Source organism: Aeromonas sp. R6-1 (genome assembly GCF_040908165.1).
In the GTDB taxonomy this organism is placed as follows: Bacteria; Pseudomonadota; Gammaproteobacteria; order Enterobacterales; family Aeromonadaceae; genus Aeromonas; species Aeromonas caviae.
Genome location: NZ_JBFODF010000014.1, coordinates 103757 through 121313, shown reverse-complemented (window position 1 = coordinate 121313; position 17557 = coordinate 103757). Strand labels below are relative to the sequence as shown.

Genomic DNA, 17557 nt, shown 5'->3' with positions numbered 1-17557 from the left:
CCAAGTCCGGACGGGTTGGCACAAGCCTTTATTCTGGGTGAAGAGTTTATCGGGTCAGACCCCTGTGCGCTGGTGCTGGGGGACAACATCTTCTATGGCCACGACCTGCAGAAACAATTGGCGGCGGCAGCGGCCAAAGAGAGTGGTGCTACCGTCTTTGCCTACCATGTGCATGACCCCGAGCGTTATGGGGTGGTGGAATTTGATAAAGAGGGTACCGCTATCTCGCTGGAAGAGAAGCCGTTGGAGCCTAAGAGCAACTATGCGGTCACCGGCCTCTATTTCTACGACAACAGCGTGGTGGAGATCGCCAAGAGCCTGAAGCCGTCACCGCGTGGTGAGCTGGAAATTACCGATGTGAACCGTATCTACCTGGAGCAAGGCAATCTGTCGGTGGCGATGATGGGGCGTGGCTATGCCTGGCTGGATACCGGAACTCATGAAAGTCTGATCGAAGCGAGCAACTTTATTCAGACTATCGAGACGCGCCAGGGATTGAAAGTGGCTTGCCCGGAAGAGATCGCTTATCGCCAGAAGTTTATCAGTGCTGACCAGATACGTGAGCTTGCAGCGCCGCTGGCGAAAAATGCATATGGCCAATATTTGTTAAGAATGGTTGCTAACGCCTGATGTGATATGGGGGGAGGAATGTTGTTCCCCCATAAAAACTGGATCAAATGTGGGTAAACAGATGAACGTAATCAAAACAGCAATTCCTGACGTGCTTATTTTTGAGCCAAAAGTATTTGGTGATGAGCGTGGATTTTTCTTTGAGAGCTTCAACCACAAGTTGTTTGAAGAGGCGGTAGGATATCCGGTTAACTTTGTGCAGGATAATCATTCCAAATCGTCGAAAGGGGTGTTGCGTGGTTTGCACTATCAATTGTCTCCCCATGCCCAGGGCAAGCTGGTGCGCTGTGTTGCAGGTGAAGTGTTTGATGTGGCGGTAGATATCCGCAAAAGCTCTCCAACCTTTGGACAATGGGTTGGGGTTCACTTGTCAGGTGAGAATAAGCGACAGTTATGGATCCCGGAAGGGTTTGCCCATGGATTTCTTACATTGAGTAATGTTGCGGATTTCTTGTACAAGACCACAAACTACTATGCTCGTGATAGTGAAGCGTCAATATATTATTATGATGATGAAATAGGAGTTGATTGGCCACTAGTAACAGAAATTACTTTGTCACCAAAAGATAAAGGTGCATTGAAATTTAATACGTCAAAATTTTTTGATTAATGATATGTCTAATTTTCTACCGTGCTTGTATTTTCGACTGGCGCCGACTCATTGTCGGCAGTTCGTTTTTTATATTGACTTAAATGCTTAAGGTTTAATGAGATGTCTTTCATTAATAAAGTTTATCTTGGCTTGAGATCTATTTTTTGTTCATTAAATGTCATGTTGAAATTTAGAACGATAAAGGTGATGGAGCAATTAAATAAAGATAGTGACTATATAGTATCGATTACAACATTTCCACCAAGAATAAAACATGTGGAGTTGACAATAAAGAGTATATTGTTGCAGTCGGTTAAGCCAGCAAAAATCATTTTATATTTATCTGATTCACAGTTCCGCTACGAGATACTACCCAATTCACTTAAACGCTTAGAGAAATATGGATTAACTATAAAATTCGTAAAGGGTGATATTAGATCATATAAAAAACTATTTTATGCAAAAGCAGAATATCCATTGATGCATATTATTACTGCCGATGATGATGTATGTTACCCTATTGATTGGCTAGAAAAAATAATTGATACGGCAAGAAAATATCCTGATGACATAATTTTTTATCGAGGACATTTAATGGTAGATGAAAGTGGAGTTATTCTACCATACAAGGAAATGTTAAATAAAAAAACAGATGGTATTAAAACATCATTGTTTTTTCTTCCAACAGGTGTGTGCGGAATTTTGTATCCTCCTGGTTCTATGCATTCTGATTGGTCTGATATTAACAAAATAGGAAAGTTAGCGCCAACAGCTGATGATATCTGGTTTAAGGCTATGACGTTGCTTGAAAATAAAAAGTGTACTCGTGTTTATGATTACAATGTATTATTTCCTCCTGTTCTTGGAAGTCAGAAGTTCTCATTGAAAAAAATAAATGTAGATTCTGAAGGTTTTAATAATGACAAACAAATTGATATGGTTTTCACGCATTATGGTTTGATGAGAAATGAATGAGACCTATTCTAAAAATAAGAAGAAGGCTTCAACGTTAATACTTATATATGTTGCGGCCTTTTTTTTCACTTCCCTCGTACTAGGTCGAGTTTTTATAAATTACACGGATGTTTCCTTCATAAATATCACCTTGTATATTTGTTGTTTTCTCATGTTTGCAATAGGTGCATATATAGGAGAAAAAACGAATTGTATGGTTGGGGGGAAAATTAATATTAGTTTGCTATCAATTATTAAGTTGTACACTTGGATTGCCTTCTTAGGGACAATCATATGTTGGTACTATAATATAAAGCATTGGGGGACCTTGTCATACATTATTAGTAATGCAATGGTGGTGCGTGAAAACTCGATAGGTGGTGGAGCAAATTTTATTCCTAGTATTTGGAGTTATTTAGCCTCCCTCTCTTATTTATCATTTTTAGCCTCACTATTACTCTTTAATGAGGCTGAAAAAAAAATCTCGACATCTAAAAAATTAATATATGTAATTATTAATTTCGTCCTGATAATCTTGTTAGACATGATTTATTTTGGTCGAGTTGGTGCTGTATTCTCATTGTTAACGATAGTAGCATACGTGGCTATATTTAAACCATGGTCTGTAGTATTCAATAAAAAAGCTTTATTTATACTAATATTTATGGCTGCTTTAGTAAATGTTCCAAGAATGATCAGAGGGGGGGAAGATCTATTTTTAGCGTCTATGGATGATAAGGTTAATAGTTTAAATGTGCCAGTTAATGTGTATACTGCAGGGCCAATAATTAATTATATTTATTTTTTCTCCTCTCCGTATGCATTTAATGAATGGATGGATAATGAGTATAATAATGTCCAATTTAGCTACGGTGCTAGAACGCTAACACCATTTTATAATATAGTGCAAAAGATTTATGGTGATGATTCTGTAAATATCATTGACGAAAATGCATATATACCATTTCGTCATAACATTTTTTCTGTGGCAAAAGATTATTATTGTGATTTTGGTATATTAGGCATATTTATTATTCCTTTAATTATTGGATTTTGGTGTGGCCGTTCATTGAAGTCATTTTATTTAACGAGGGAATTTTATAAAGTTGATTATTCCTATGCCATGATGGGTATTTTTTGGTTGTCTTACATATTATATGCTCCAATATATAATATTCTTTCTTTTGGAAAGTTTTTTATTCCTCTCATATTAATGTTTCTTCTGAATGTTTTTTTTAGGGTAAAATAGTATGCTTAGTCTTATTACGGTTAACTATAATTGCTCAAATGTGATAGAGAAATTACTTCACTCCATAGCAAGCATAATGCCTGCGCGGAGTGAGTTGATTGAATTTATTGTTGTTGATAACTTCTATAGTAAAGATGAATATTTAAGGGTGAAAGAGCTAGAGTGTTCTTATTCGTTTTTAAGAGTTATTGAAAGCAAAGATAATGTTGGTTTTGCTAAAGCTAATAATATGGGAGCATCCCAAGCAAAAAATGACTATATATTATTTATAAATCCTGATTGTATATTGAATGGTAATGTATTTGAAGAAATACAAACCATAATAAAACAAGGTAATGAAACGCCCTTTTTTTTCCCATTAACTGATGTCAATGGCAATAACGTTTTATTCGAGTTTCGATTTCCATTTTTAAGCCACTTTTTAAAAAAATCAGATTGGCGTTGGTATACTGGTGCCAATCTTCTAATCAATAAAGCGACATTTAATACGGTTGGAAAATGGCCTGAAGATTACTTCATGTATTCGGAAGATACAGATCTACATTATAATATTCTATTAAAAGGAATAAAAATTAATATTGCAAAGTCCAAGATTATTCATATAGGAAATGCGAGTGCATCAACAGTATGGAATCCTCTAAGCAGAGAACGCCGAGTGTTTAACTCGATGATGAGATTTGCTGTGAAGCATCATAAGAAAACAGACTTCTTAATCTACTATATTCTTGTTACTTGTTCATTTCTGTTTAAACGACCTTCATATGCATATCTTCGTATAAAGGCTATGATTGGAATAAAGGAATAGCAATGAGTTATATTCTACAAGTATTACTATTGCTTTTGTCAAATACAATAAAATTTATTATACCCATTCTCTTTTTGCCTCTATCCTCTAGGTTGCTTGACAAACATGATTTTGAATCACTATCAGTATTAATATCATTTGCAACTTGGTGTGCTGTGATAATTGAGTATGGTTTTAATTATTCTGTTGCAAAAAAAATAAAATACGACAGTTCTAAAAATAGGCTTTTGGTAATCATAAACTCAACACTGTCCGCGAAATTGATATTGTCATTAGTTGCATTAGCTTTAGGGGTGTATACGGCACTTTATATTGATAAGTTTAGTGTTTTATCTGTTTTATTATTCTGGTCATATTCATTTTTTTTAGGTGGTATGTTTTCATTTGTTTATGTATGCCGCAACAATAATAAGTTCCTTTTACAGATAGAAATTATCGGCGGTTGTGCCTTTTTATTTATGATTTTCATTATATATTTTTTACAGATAAATAATTTCTATCTAGTATTCAGTGCCATAGTTATCTATAGAGGTATAGTGTTTTTATTAAGTGTATTTTTTCTGAAAAATATAGTAGATCTTGAAAAAGTAACTATAAAGATACGAAGTGGTACACGATTAATTATAAAAACATACACTTATGCATTGTTTCAAATATCATCAAGCCTGTATCTTTCAGGGTTGGGATTTATAGCTTCATTTGCAGTTGGTAAGAATATGGTAGTATATCACTTATTAGCTGAACGAATAGTGAAGTTGGCAGTTTTTTCATTTAGTCCAGTATCAAGAGTTGCATACTCATATTTAAATAACATGGATGTTAACAGACGATTTAGTTTCATATCTATTCTGTGTTGTATTGCTTTATTTTTTGGAGTTATTATGATGTATATTACTAATGCATACTCTGAAGATATTGTAACCGTTTTTTTTAGTAAAAACTTTTCCGCTGCTCATGTAAACTTGGATATTTTGTCAATAGCATTACCATTTGCATTTTTGAATGGAATAATGTGCATTTCATTCTTTTTACCGCAAGGAAGTATGAGATATTTAAACATAGTGATTTCTAGTGCCGGGATTATAATCATGCCTATTTGCTATTTTGGCGCAAGTTATAGCCCATCATTATCAGCAAGCATTTCATATGTGATAATTGAAATATATATATTCATCATGCTTATGATAAAGTTCGCCCCCGCGTTGTTAGCGATGCGTAGATGATGCTCATTTTGAGTTGTTTTTATAAATTATAATATTAATGAGGTTTATCAGAATGAATGACTTGGTGTCTATAATTATGCCTGCACATAATTCTGCAGCAACAATCATCAGTAGCATTCGGTCAATTCAGCAACAGACATATCAACATTGGGAACTATTAATAACAGATGACTGCTCTGTGGATGATACAGTATCTCTGGTTGATAAAATTGCAAGTCAAGATAGTAGGATCAGCCTTGTTGTAAATGATAGAAATTACGGGGCTGGATTCTCTCGAAATCAGTCTATTAATCGGTCTAAAGGAAAGTATATAGCTTTTTTGGATGCTGATGATATTTGGTTGCCAAATAAACTAAGCCTTCAAGTTGAGTACATGGAGCGAACTGGAGCATTGTTTACTTATACTGCCTATCAAAAATTATCTCATGATGAGTTAGGCGGTATAGTGACAGTTCCTAAAAAGGTTACTCATAATCAACTACTTCGTGGATGCGTTATAGGTTGTCTAACAGCTATGTTCAATGCAGAAGTGCTTGGGCGTCAAACGATGCCTTTGATTCGTAAGAGACAAGATCTTGGTTTATGGCTTAAGTTGCTAAAAATATGTGATGAAGCTCATGGTATTCAAGAGGTATTGGCACAGTATCGCACTGATACCGGAATGTCTCAGAATAAATTTAATGCTGCTAGTTATCAATGGAGACTATACCGAGATGTCGTAGGACTGAATTTATGTCAATGTCTCTGGTATTTCGGGTGGTATGCAGTTAACGGCTTTATTAAGTATAGGAAATAATAATGAAAGTAGCAATTGCGGGTACAGGATATGTGGGTCTTTCCAACGCAGTATTGTTGTCACAACATCATGAAGTGGTGGCTGTCGATGTGATTGCCAGCAAGGTTGAGATGATCAACCAGAGGCGCTCCCCTATTCTTGATAAAGAAATAGAAAGCTATCTGGCCAGCCATGATCTCAATTTACGCGCCACTCTTAATAAAGAAGAGGCTTATCACGGGGCTGATTTCGTTATTATTGCGACGCCTACCGATTACGATCCTGAAACCAACTACTTCAATACCAGTACGGTAGAGTCGGTAGTTAAGGATGTGATGGCGATTAATCCCGATGCGGTGATGGTGATCAAATCGACGATTCCGGTGGGCTTTACTGCTCGGCTGCGTGAAGAGTTGGGGTGTGACAATCTGATTTTCTCACCAGAATTTTTGCGTGAAGGGCGTGCACTTTATGACAACCTGCATCCTTCGCGCATCGTAGTGGGGGAGCGTTCAGAGCGTGCTCAGGCATTTGCCAACCTGCTGCTGGAAGGCGCCATCAAGCAAGATGTGCCGGTGCTTTTCACTGACAGCACAGAGGCCGAGGCGATCAAGCTGTTTGCCAATACCTACCTTGCGATGCGAGTGGCATTTTTCAACGAGCTCGATACCTATGCCCAACTGCACGGGCTGGACAGTCGGCAGGTGATTGATGGCATCGGCCTCGACCCACGTATTGGCAGCCATTACAACAACCCCTCCTTTGGTTATGGTGGCTATTGCCTGCCAAAAGACACCAAGCAGTTGTTGGCGAACTACAACAATGTTCCCAATAACCTGATCCGTGCCATTGTGGACTCCAATACCACACGCAAGGATTTCATTGCCGATTCGGTGATCCGTAAAAATCCATCCCGTGTCGGTGTTTATCGACTGGTGATGAAAGCGGGGTCGGACAATTTCCGTGCCTCTGCCATTCAAGGGGTCATGAAACGGATCAAGGCCAAAGGCATTGAACTGGTGGTCTATGAACCGAGTCTGACAGAATCCGAATTCTTCCATTCCCGGGTAATGACTGATCTTGCCGAATTTAAAGCAAGCTGCGATGTGATTCTGGCAAACCGCATGGTCGATGAGCTGAGTGATGTCATGGACAAGGTATATACCCGCGATCTGTTTGGTAGTGATTAATCCCTTACACAGACTGCTCTTTGCGGGCAGCCTGTCATGGTGCGTTTATCAAGCATCATCCGTCGCTTATATCGGATCGTCCATCATGTTTTCATCATGGGACCCTGCCACTGGACCAGGCAGGGCCATGACCCGATATAGGAAGCGATTGGGTTGGGGGTTGTTGATGGGCATGTTATGCATGTGGTTACTTCGTGCTTGATGCCTTGCGTCTTCAGACGATCTATCCGTTTTTCTTGGTAAATATTCCTCATGATTTTTCCTGAACTCCGCTATCATACGGTGATTTTTTCCAGTCAGTTTTTGATGGCAAGCTAAATAAGGTGTGGAAGTGAAAAGGATTCAGCTCATCCCTCTGTTGTCGGCCGTGGCTCTGCTCAGTGCATGTACTGTGGTGCCGGGTACCAATCTTTCCACCAGTGGCAAAACCGAGGTGGCTACAGGTTCAGTTGATGTTGATCAACTGGCCGATGTCTACCCGGTGACGCCTGCACTGGTCAGCGAATTGCGCAAGGCGCCGGTGGTGGGCAAGGCCAACCCTGAGCTCAATCGCCAGATCAGCAGTTATGAGTACCGTATCGGGGTTGGCGACATCCTCAATGTGACGGTGTGGGATCACCCGGAGTTGACCATTCCTGCCGGCTCCTACCGCAGCGCGAGCGAAGCGGGTAACTGGGTACACGCAGATGGCTCCATCTTCTACCCCTATATCGGCAAGGTCGCCGTGGTGGGAAAAACGGTATCTGAAATCCGTGTGGATATTGCCAAACGGTTGGCTCAGTTTATTGAAAGCCCGCAGGTCGATGTCAGCATTGCCGCTTTCCGCTCCCAGAAGGTCTACATCTCAGGCGAAGTAGCCAAACCTGGCGCGCAGCCCATCACCAATGTGCCGATGACGCTGCTCGATGCCTTCAATCTGGCCGGGGGCTTGAGCCCGACGGCGGATTGGCATCATGTGGTCCTGACTCGCCAGGGCAAGGAATACCCGCTGTCGCTGCAGGATCTTTTGCAGTATGGCGACCTCTCTCACAACCAGCTGATGCGCGATGGCGACATGCTCTATGTGCCGCGCAATGATGCCCAGAAAGTGTTTGTCATGGGGGAAGTCAACAAGGCTTCAACCTTGACCATTGGTCGTGAGGGAATGAGCCTGACGGAAGCCCTGAGCAGCGCCGAGGGCTTGAACCAGAATGCTGCCAATGCCACAGGGATTTTCGTATTACGCCCGGCAGGCAAGTCACAGCAGAAAGCCGCCATCTATCAACTTGATTTGAGTGACGCCACTGCGCTGGTGATGGGGACGGAGTTTGCGTTGCAACCCTATGACGTTGTGTATGTGACAACCGCACCTGTGACGCGCTGGAACCGCGTGTTGAGTCAGTTGGTTCCCTCCATCAATGGCTTTAACGAGTTGACGGAAGGTATGTTGCGGGTTCGCAACTGGTAACGCTCAATGGATATTGACTCGGGGCCCTTGGCATCGTGTTGAAGATGAAAGAGTGACAGTAATATGTTTGAGAAAATTCTCGTCGTGTGTGTGGGCAATATATGTCGTTCCCCGACGGGTGAGCGTCTGCTGCGGGAGCGTTTGCCCGGCCGTGATATCCGTTCTGCCGGAGTGAGCGCCCTGGTCGACAAGCCTGCCGATCAGGTCGCTAGCGACGTAGCCCTGCAACATGGGGTCTCGCTGGAAGGGCATGTTGCGCGTCAGCTTAACCGCGCGTTGTGCCAGGAGGCCGATCTCATCCTTGTCATGGAGAAAGGGCATATTTCCGCCGTGACCGCCATTGATCCTGGCGCCCGCGGCAAGACCATGCTCTTTGGCCACTGGCTGGGGGAGTGCGAGGTGCCAGATCCCTATCGCCTCAGCCGGGAAGCCTACGAGCACGTTTATCAGTTGCTGGTGCGTGGCGCCGATGGCTGGGTGAAAAAACTGTAACCACAGCCTGTGTCTGTGTTCGGGTTTATCTGACAATAAAAATGGACTCTGTGTAATGACGACTTCTTCTGTTTCGTCCCGGCAAAATAGTGCTGCGGTGGAAAACGATGAGATCGATCTGGGGCGCCTTCTGGGCTACCTGATCGATGGCCGTTGGTGGATTGTGTGTATCACCGGCTTCTTTATGATGATGGGTGTTGCTTACGCCTTGCTGGCGACACCAGTTTTCAAGGCCAACGCCCTGCTGCAAGTGGAAAAAAAGGCCAGCGGCACCGCTCTTCTCGGTGACATGGCCGATGTGCTGGGTGGCGAACAGGCTGATGCCGCCGCCGAGATAGAACTCTTGACCTCGCGCATGGTGCTTGGCCGCACAGTGCAAGAGCTCCATCTTGATACCGTGGTGACCCCCGATTTCTTCCCGCTGGTTGGCCGTGGTGTGTCTCGCCTGATGGGTCAGCCCTATCCCAAGATGGCGATTAGTCGTTTTGAGGTGGCACCCGAGCTGATTGGTACTCCCTTCACCTTGACCTTGACCGGAGAAAACCGTTTTACCCTGGCGGTGGAAGGTCGGGTGCTCGAAGGACAGGTGGGCAAGCTGCTCGAAAAAGAGGATGTGACCCTGCTTGTCGCAGACGTTGCCGCACAAGATGGCCAGGAATTTACCCTGGTCAAGCAGCCGTTGCTGGATGTGATTGGCGAGCTGCAGCGGGATCTTCAGGTCAGCGAGAAGGGCAAGAATACCGGGATCATCTCCCTGGCGCTGGAAGGGGAAGACAAGGGGCGCATTCGTGCTGTGCTCGATAACATCAGCCAGAACTATCTCCAGCAGAACGTGCTGCGCAAGACCGAAGAAGCCCAGAAGAGCCTGGATTTCCTGCAGACCCATCTGCCCCAGGTCAAAGATGACTTGAACCGTTCGGAAGAGCTGCTCAATACGTATCGTCAACAGAACGAGTCGGTTGATCTGTCGCTCGAAGCGAAAGCGGCACTGGACACCATGGTCGGGATTGAGAAACAGCTCAATGAGTTGACCTTCCGTGAAGCCGAGCTGCAACAGCTCTATACCCGTCAGCATCCGGCCTATATCGCCTTGATGGAGAAGCGCCAGACTCTGATCAACACCAAGAACAACATCAACAAGTCGATCAAGCGCTTGCCGAAAACCCAGCAGGACATCTTGCGATTGACCCGTGATGTGCAAGTGGGCCAGGAGATCTTCGTCCAGCTGCTCAACAAGCAGCAAGAGCTCAATATCATGAAGGCGGGGACCATCGGTAATGTGCGTATCATCGATGATGCCGCAGTCCAAACCCGGGCAGTCAAGCCGAAGAAGCCGCTGATCGTGGTGCTGGCGACGCTGCTTGGAGGCATGTTGTCAGTGGGCCTTATCCTGGTGCGCGCTGCATTCCACCGGGGTGTCGAGAGCCCCGAACAGTTGGAAGAGATGGGGCTGTCCGTCTACGCCACTATTCCCTATTCCGAAGATCAGGCCAAGATAGAGCAGCAGCAGAAGAAGAAAGGTCGAAAAGCGATGGCTCTCAATGAAGCCTTGCTGGCCGCCCGTAATCCGGCCGACCTGGCGATGGAGTCGCTGCGCAGTCTGCGTACCAGCCTGCATTTCGCCATGATGGAGGCCAAAAACAACATCGTCATGATCTCGGGTCCTGGCTCTGATCTCGGTAAAACCTTCGTGTCTACCAACTTTGCTGCCACCTTGGCCATGGGGGGCAAGAAGGTACTGGTCATCGACGCGGACTTGCGCAAGGGCTGTATGCAAAAAGCCATGGGGCAAGAGATGGGGGCGGGCTTGAGCGCCTATCTGGCGGGTCAAAGCGAGATGATGCAGGTGATCAGCAAGACCAGCTTTGATGGGCTCGATTTTGTTTGTCGTGGCGCCGTGCCGCCCAACCCCTCAGAATTGCTGATGCATCCTCGCTTCAAAGCGCTGCTGGATTGGGCCGCCGAACATTACGACTTTGTCATTGTCGACTCCCCGCCGATCCTGGCGGTCACCGATGCGGCCATCGTCGGTCAGCATGTCGGGGCATCCTTGTTGGTGGCTCGTTTTGCCAAGACGGCTGTAAAAGAGGTGGAAGTGGCGATTCGTCGCTTCGAGCAAAATGGTGTGGTCATCAAGGGTATTCTGCTCAACGCGGTAGAAAAGAAAGCCAGCAGTTATTACGGCAATTACGGATATTATCAATATAGCTATGGTGATAAAACCAAAGCCTGATCCTGCTGCAGACAATCGATAAGGGATTGGTAATATTCAGGGAGGCGAAATCGCAGGTTCAATCGATGCCTCCTTTGAGTAATACTAGATAAGACTGAGAGCGTTAACCTTCTCAGTATTATGTTTTAGCTGTGTCAACAAAAAGGAAGATAACATGAAGAAGAGTGCGTTTGTTTTGGCCGCGCTGCTGGCTGTTTCTGCTAATGCCATGGCTGCAGAAGAAGCTGCTGGTGCTGCCGGTACTGGCGCGGGTGGCGGTGCTGCCGGTGCTGGTGCTGCTGCTGCTGCTGCCGGGGTGACTACCACCGTCGTTGCCGTGGGTGCTGCTGCTGCACTGGTGACCGCTGTTGCTGTGTCTGAATCCAACAGCCGCAACAACAACAACACCAGCACTACCACCTCAACCCGATAATATTCAACAAGGCTGCTCTGTTTGAGCAGCCTTGTTTTCTTCTTATCCCTCATGGATGGTGTATTGCGCGTGGCACAGTATTTATCTTCTTTCCCCTCCCGATTATTGGCATGGTCAGCCACATTGTTATTGGCTGGCTGCAGCACCTCGACCCATCAGACGATCGAGACTCTGGGTTATGTGTTCAACAAGCCTGATGATATTGTACTGACCTCATCCGAGCTGAGAGCGCTACCCTATGCGAGTGCCTATATCAAGGTGGGCGATCTCCCCCAGGCGTTGGTTGTACTGGCATATGTCAATGGTTCGCGCATGTCATGGATGAGCGCCGATGGTGTGATGTTTGTGACCCAGCATGGGCGCTTGATTAAAACGGTGGGTTTGCCAAATGATTTGCGCTATCTGGGAAGCCTGGAGAAGGATCCGCTGAAGACCTCCCGGTTAGACAAGACACCCTCGATGGTGTGGTATAGCGTCGCTGAGTGGTCGAAAAAATACACCAGTGGCTATCCCTTGAGTATGCATTACACGCATGCGGGCAATGAGGTTCTGAATATTATGGACCGCCCCTATAAAACGACGATTGTAGAAGAGCACGTCGTTACCGCCCCGAATGAAGAGCGATGGCTGAATCATTTCTGGATCGATGAGCAGACAGGTCAAGTTTGTAAATTCCAGCAGCAATTAGGCCCTTCCTTGCCAATGATCGAAATGACATTCCTTAAGCCCTATTCATCATGAAAATAATATATAGCTTATTGCTCGCAGCCTTGGGGGCTGCCCCTGTTATGGCAGATGTGTCCGTATCTGTTTGGTGGCAAGGTCAACCGACAGCAACAATGACTCATCCCCAGTCCATGCTGTTGAGTGACGCGTTGTTAAACTCGGCAGTCTCTCAGTACGATAATTATTGGCCTGTCGCTCATATTTCTACTCCTGCGCGCCAAAAAGACATTGAGTATCAACAGCAAGCCGTGCTGAAGGATCTCAGATTGCTGGCAACGTACTGGCAGCAGCATGATGAAGCTGAGCTCGCCCATGCCGCTTTACAGTTGAATCAACAGTTACAGCAGTTGCATTTGACAGGGCGTTTCGAATTGCCTGTGGATCCGGATATCAGCCTGGCGCCCTCAGGTGCCAACCCCGTATTGCAGGGGGATTATCAGCTGTATCTTGCCCCTCGCCGTTCGCAAATCTATCTGGCCGGCTTGATTGGTCGCCCTGGCGAGGCCCCGGTTTTGCCTGCGGCAGGGCTGAGAGAGTACTGGAAAAAGCTGGATCGCTTGTCCGGAAGTGATGACACCGGCGCGTATCTGATTTCCCCCAGTGGCAAATCTGAGTGGATCCCCGTTGCCATCTGGAATGAACGCCATGTTGAAGCCATGCCTGGTGCCACTCTGTTTGTCGGTTTTGCTCCGAGTGTGCTGCCTGAGCAATATACAGACTTGAATACACGCATGTTGACGTTGTTAGCGAATCGGATGCCCAAATGACTTATCCAAGACTCTCACTGATTGCCCTGCTGGTATCCTTTGCAACACACGCTGATGCCGACATTTTTGAGCCGTTGGGTCCATCACAAAGTGACTTCGGCGGCGTTGGCTTGCTGCAAATGCCAACCGCCAGAATGGCCAAGACGGGTGAATTCAGTGCCAATTATGTTGATGATGATCAGTACCGTCGCTGGTCTATGTCAGTGCAGCCGTTCGACTGGCTTGAAGCCACTTTGCGTTATACCGACGTAAGAACTCGCCTTTATAACGCGAATCCCGACTTCAGTGGTGACCAGACTTACAAAGACAAGGGCATGGATGTCAAAGTCAGGTTGCTGGAAGAGTCTACCTGGATCCCGAATCTCTCTCTGGGTTTTCGTGACCTGATGGGGACGGGGCTGTTTGACAGTGAGTACATTGTCGGCAGCAAGCGTGTTGGCCCGTTTGATTTTACCCTTGGTATGGGCTGGGGAAATATGGGGGAGAGCGGGAACATTACCAATCCTTTTTGCGAGTGGAAAAATGATTGGTGTTCACGAGATAATGGTTATTCCAGCGGTGGTGGCAAATTTGAAACAAAAAATATGTTCCACGGTAATGCTGCCTTGTTTGGGGGGGTTGAATACCAGACACCTTGGCAGCCACTTCGCCTGAAGCTGGAATATGATGGCAATGATTACAGCAATGAATTTGCCGGGAAGATTGATCATTCATCTCCTATCAATATAGGTGCTGTTTATCGTCTTTTTGATTACATGGACACTCATCTTAGTTATCAGAGGGGAAATACTCTGATGTGGGGTGTTACTCTTCGGACCAACTTTAATGATTTACGTCAGAATCATTTAGATGAGCCTCGCCCTGTGTATATCGCTGAAAAGGCCCCGATAGACTCGTCACACGTTGATTGGCCTGTCATGGCAGGACAGTTTGAAAGCAATGCTGGTTGGAATACAGCATCACTTTATAGTGACCAGTCCACTGTAACCTTGCTGGGTCAACAGCACAAATATAGGGACCAGCAAGAAGCGATCGATCGTACTGCTCTGGTTGCGATTAATCATCTGCCTGACACTGTCGAAGAGTTGAGAGTCATTGAGCGCCAGCGAGATTTCCAGTTGCAAGAGACGGTGATTGATCTCGACTCTGTGCGAAAGGCGAACCAGCCCCAGGTTCTTGGGCAGGAGGCAGTGGTAGAAGAGCATCAAAAAGTACCTGCTCCTGTTCAGGGAACGCTCCGTTACCAATCTGAACCAGAGTGGTTCTCTTATTCATTTGACCCGGCCCTGACGCAATCTTTTGGTGGTCCTGAATCATTTTATATGTATCAGATAGGCATTAATGCCAACAGTGAGCTGCGTCTTTCCGATAAGGATTGGTTACAGGGTACGTTGTTCTTCAATATTGCGAACAATTACGACAAATTTAATTACAAAACACCACCTGCCGACACGGATGCGTTACCGAGAGTACGCACTTGGGTGAGAGAGTATGTCGACTCTTCCAATATTCTGCTGAACAACCTCCAGTTAACACATATGGAGCAACTTGGTCAGGAGTGGTACGGCCAGGCATACGGCGGCTATCTGGAAATGATGTACGCCGGTGTCGGGGGAGAGGTGCTTTATCGTCCTTTCGGTCAGTCATGGGCTCTGGGTCTGGATACCAACTGGGTCAAGCAGCGTGATTGGAACAACACCCTGAAGATGGCTGATTACGACGTTGCTACGGGTCACTTGACTGGCTATTGGCAGTTGCCTTTTATGGACAATGTCACTGCCAAGGTAGCTGTCGGGCGTTATCTGGCTGGTGACCTGGGGGCCACGTTTGATTTCTCCAAGCGCTTTGACTCCGGGATTGTGATGGGGGCATACGCAACCTTGACGGATGTGTCGGCCGAAGAGTATGGGGAAGGCAGTTTTACCAAAGGTATCTACATCACGATTCCCTTTGACTTGATGTTGATTCGTCCCACAACATCCAAGGGAACAATTGGATGGGTTCCTCTGACAAGAGATGGGGGGCAGATGCTCAGCCGTAGCCATACCTTGTATGACATGACCGAACGCCTGCCGCTGTAAGGCTCTTCTCGGTATTGATTCGTTAGTATAATGAGCCGTGATAGTGTTTTCGCTGTCACGGCTTTTTTTTATGCATGATGAGGCATAAATGGGAAGAGAGTGCAGTTTGGTTCAAAAGGTTTTTTGGGGAACATCAGTCTTGTACTGGTTGCTTGGCATGCATTTTTTCATGCACAACCCGGGCGGGGCAGGGCTCTATCTGCCGTTCAATGCCTGGGGCTGGATCTTCGCCAGCCTGGTGATGGCCCTGGGGCTGTGGCATGTGACCCTCAGCCAGCGACTGGTGGTCTCGCCGCTGCTGACTGCCCAGTGGCTGGGGGGGGTCTTGTTGTTGCTGCCCATGGCCTATCCGGGGTTCGAGCTCAAGGACTATGCCATTCCCCGGCTGCTGGGGCTGTTTGCCGGCCTGCTGTTTCTGGCAAGCCTCTATCAGTGGCGATTCGGCCGCGAGGCGCGAGACAGGCTGCTCTATCTGCTGCTGGGGGCCGTCGCCATCGAGGCGCTGCTCGGCCTGGTGCAGTATTACCTGCTGGTGCCGGGCAACTTGATTGGGTACGACACCCAGACCAACCGCCCCTATGGCATCTTCCAGCAACCCAACGTGATGGCGAGCTTCATGGCGACCGGCCTGTCACTGGCCATCTGGCTGGAGCTGCGCGGTGATGCCAACCCCTGGCTCAAGGGGCTGTGCTATGGGGTGATAGTGTCCACCAGCTTGCTGCTGGTGGTATTGCAATCTCGGGTAGGGCAACTGGGCGGGCTGCTGGCTCTGATCCTGCTTGTGCCGCAGCTCTATCGTCAGCGCCAGCTGGGCCGGATGCTGGGATTGGCCGGACTCGGCATCGCCCTGGGCTTGCTGTCCCTCTATGGGTTGGCGGGAGCCAAGCGGGGGCTCGAAATCTACCAGTCCGGCGGCATGCGCTCCATCTATTGGCCCTATGCAGCGAAGCTGATTGCCGAGGCTCCCTGGACCGGCTGGGGCTACGGCAGTTTCGAGTCCGTCTTCCTGCAGCACTATATGGCCGACAAGGCGCAACATCCCGCCATGGTGCAGATCGAATACAACCTGGATCACCCCCACAACGAGTTTCTCTACTGGGCGGTGGAAGGGGGTCTGGCACCCATGCTGGGCATGGTGCTGATGGGCGGGGCCCTGCTGTGGCGTCTGAGCCGGGCGGGCTGGGTCAAGGGCGCCGCCTTGCTTGCGCTGGTGACCCCCATCCTGCTGCATACCCAGACCGAGTACCCGTTTTATCACTCCATCGCCCACTGGTGGGCCTTGCTGCTGCTCGTCCATGTGCTGGATGCAGAGGTGGAGGAGGGGGCCGAGGCCAGCTGGCGGGAGTATACCTACCGCCCCTGGCTGCTGCTGCGTTTCGCGGCCATCGCCATTCCCCTCATCGTGGTGCCCTTTATGCTGACGGCCATCCACACCGCCTGGGTGGTGACCCAGTACGAGCGCGGCGGTTACAAGCAGCCCGCCCTGCTGCTGGACATCGTCAACCCCATGGCCTGGCTGACCCGGGTGGAGTTTGACGTGAATGCGGTGCGCCTCATGGTCGGTCTGCAGGCCAACAACCAGGCGGAGCTTGAAGCCTACCTCGACTGGGGGCAGGCCTTCGTGCGCCATACCCCGAGGGCCAACATCTACGCCAACATGGTGATCGCCCTCAATGCCCTGGGGCGCACGGCGGAGGCGGACAACCTGCGGGCAAGCGCCCTGATGCTCTATCCGGGTGAGCCTTTGCTCACCGTGTCGGCCGCAAGAAAGGTGGCTGCGACCCTGGAGCGCAAGCCCTCTTCGTGAGGGCCGTTTCAATCTGTCTACCATCACGGCCGCCTTTGCGGCCGTGATGGTTCTTGTGCCCGCCTCGTTGAAGGGGGAGGGGCTTCTTGCCAAAGAGGTTCCCGGCCATCCGTTCACCTCGCCCGCGCACCGCGGCCGTTTTGCTGTACAAGGTTGCAGCAAGGGTTTCATCGG

The 17557-nt window shown here is 47.3% G+C and carries 15 protein-coding genes; all 15 read left to right on the top strand.

Going from position 1 to position 17557, the window contains the following annotated elements:
* On the top strand, nt 1-630 hold a 630-nt coding region (gene rfbA / locus AB5Y68_RS02535), incomplete at its 5' end, for a glucose-1-phosphate thymidylyltransferase RfbA (protein ID WP_368206908.1).
* A 61-nt stretch (nt 631-691) separates the two neighbouring features.
* Nucleotides 692-1240, top strand: a complete 549-nt coding sequence (gene rfbC, locus AB5Y68_RS02530) for a dTDP-4-dehydrorhamnose 3,5-epimerase (protein ID WP_368206907.1) — start codon at nt 692-694, stop codon at nt 1238-1240.
* Nucleotides 1241-1342: 102 nt separating this feature from the next.
* A complete protein-coding gene (locus AB5Y68_RS02525; RefSeq protein WP_368206906.1) occupies nt 1343-2197 on the top strand; it encodes a hypothetical protein in 855 nt (284 codons plus the stop codon).
* Entirely contained in the window at nt 2190-3425 is a 1236-nt protein-coding gene (locus tag AB5Y68_RS02520) for an O-antigen polymerase (RefSeq protein WP_368206905.1), read from the top strand. Before AB5Y68_RS02525 ends, AB5Y68_RS02520 begins: the two co-directional genes overlap by 8 nt.
* Before the next feature lies 1 nt (nt 3426).
* Nucleotides 3427-4230 carry a glycosyltransferase family 2 protein gene (locus tag AB5Y68_RS02515; RefSeq protein WP_368206904.1) on the top strand — a complete coding sequence of 268 codons (804 nt, stop codon included), beginning with the start codon at nt 3427-3429 and terminating at the stop codon, nt 4228-4230.
* Between the two features lie 2 nt (nt 4231-4232).
* Nucleotides 4233-5453, top strand: a complete 1221-nt coding sequence (locus tag AB5Y68_RS02510) for an oligosaccharide flippase family protein (RefSeq protein ID WP_368206903.1) — start codon at nt 4233-4235, stop codon at nt 5451-5453.
* 52 nt (nt 5454-5505) lie between these two features.
* The gene (locus AB5Y68_RS02505) at nt 5506-6249 is read left to right on the top strand and encodes a glycosyltransferase family 2 protein (protein WP_368206902.1); all 744 of its coding nucleotides are present in this window, start codon (nt 5506-5508) and stop codon (nt 6247-6249) included.
* A 2-nt stretch (nt 6250-6251) separates the two neighbouring features.
* Entirely contained in the window at nt 6252-7418 is a 1167-nt protein-coding gene (locus tag AB5Y68_RS02500) for a nucleotide sugar dehydrogenase (protein ID WP_368206901.1), read from the top strand.
* Between the two features lie 331 nt (nt 7419-7749).
* Nucleotides 7750-8865 carry a polysaccharide export protein gene (locus AB5Y68_RS02495; protein ID WP_113979180.1) on the top strand — a complete coding sequence of 372 codons (1116 nt, stop codon included), beginning with the start codon at nt 7750-7752 and terminating at the stop codon, nt 8863-8865.
* A gap of 63 nt (nt 8866-8928) precedes the next feature.
* Complete coding sequence (locus AB5Y68_RS02490; protein ID WP_119197514.1) at nt 8929-9357, top strand: protein tyrosine phosphatase; 429 nt, start codon at nt 8929-8931, stop codon at nt 9355-9357.
* Between the two features lie 55 nt (nt 9358-9412).
* The gene (locus AB5Y68_RS02485; RefSeq protein WP_368206900.1) at nt 9413-11590 is read left to right on the top strand and encodes a polysaccharide biosynthesis tyrosine autokinase; all 2178 of its coding nucleotides are present in this window, start codon (nt 9413-9415) and stop codon (nt 11588-11590) included.
* A 433-nt stretch (nt 11591-12023) separates the two neighbouring features.
* Nucleotides 12024-12743 (top strand): YjbF family lipoprotein, encoded by a 720-nt coding sequence (locus AB5Y68_RS02480; protein ID WP_368206899.1) that lies wholly within the window; start codon nt 12024-12026, stop codon nt 12741-12743.
* Nucleotides 12740-13495: a capsule biosynthesis GfcC family protein gene (locus AB5Y68_RS02475; RefSeq protein WP_307773137.1), complete on the top strand. Its 756-nt coding sequence runs from the start codon at nt 12740-12742 to the stop codon at nt 13493-13495. The genes AB5Y68_RS02480 and AB5Y68_RS02475 overlap by 4 nt, the downstream gene beginning before the upstream one ends.
* A complete protein-coding gene (locus AB5Y68_RS02470; protein ID WP_324031658.1) occupies nt 13492-15576 on the top strand; it encodes a YjbH domain-containing protein in 2085 nt (694 codons plus the stop codon). Before AB5Y68_RS02475 ends, AB5Y68_RS02470 begins: the two co-directional genes overlap by 4 nt.
* Nucleotides 15577-15733: 157 nt before the next feature.
* Complete coding sequence (locus AB5Y68_RS02465) at nt 15734-17383, top strand: Wzy polymerase domain-containing protein (protein ID WP_368206898.1); 1650 nt, start codon at nt 15734-15736, stop codon at nt 17381-17383.
* Nucleotides 17384-17557 lie beyond the last annotated feature (174 nt).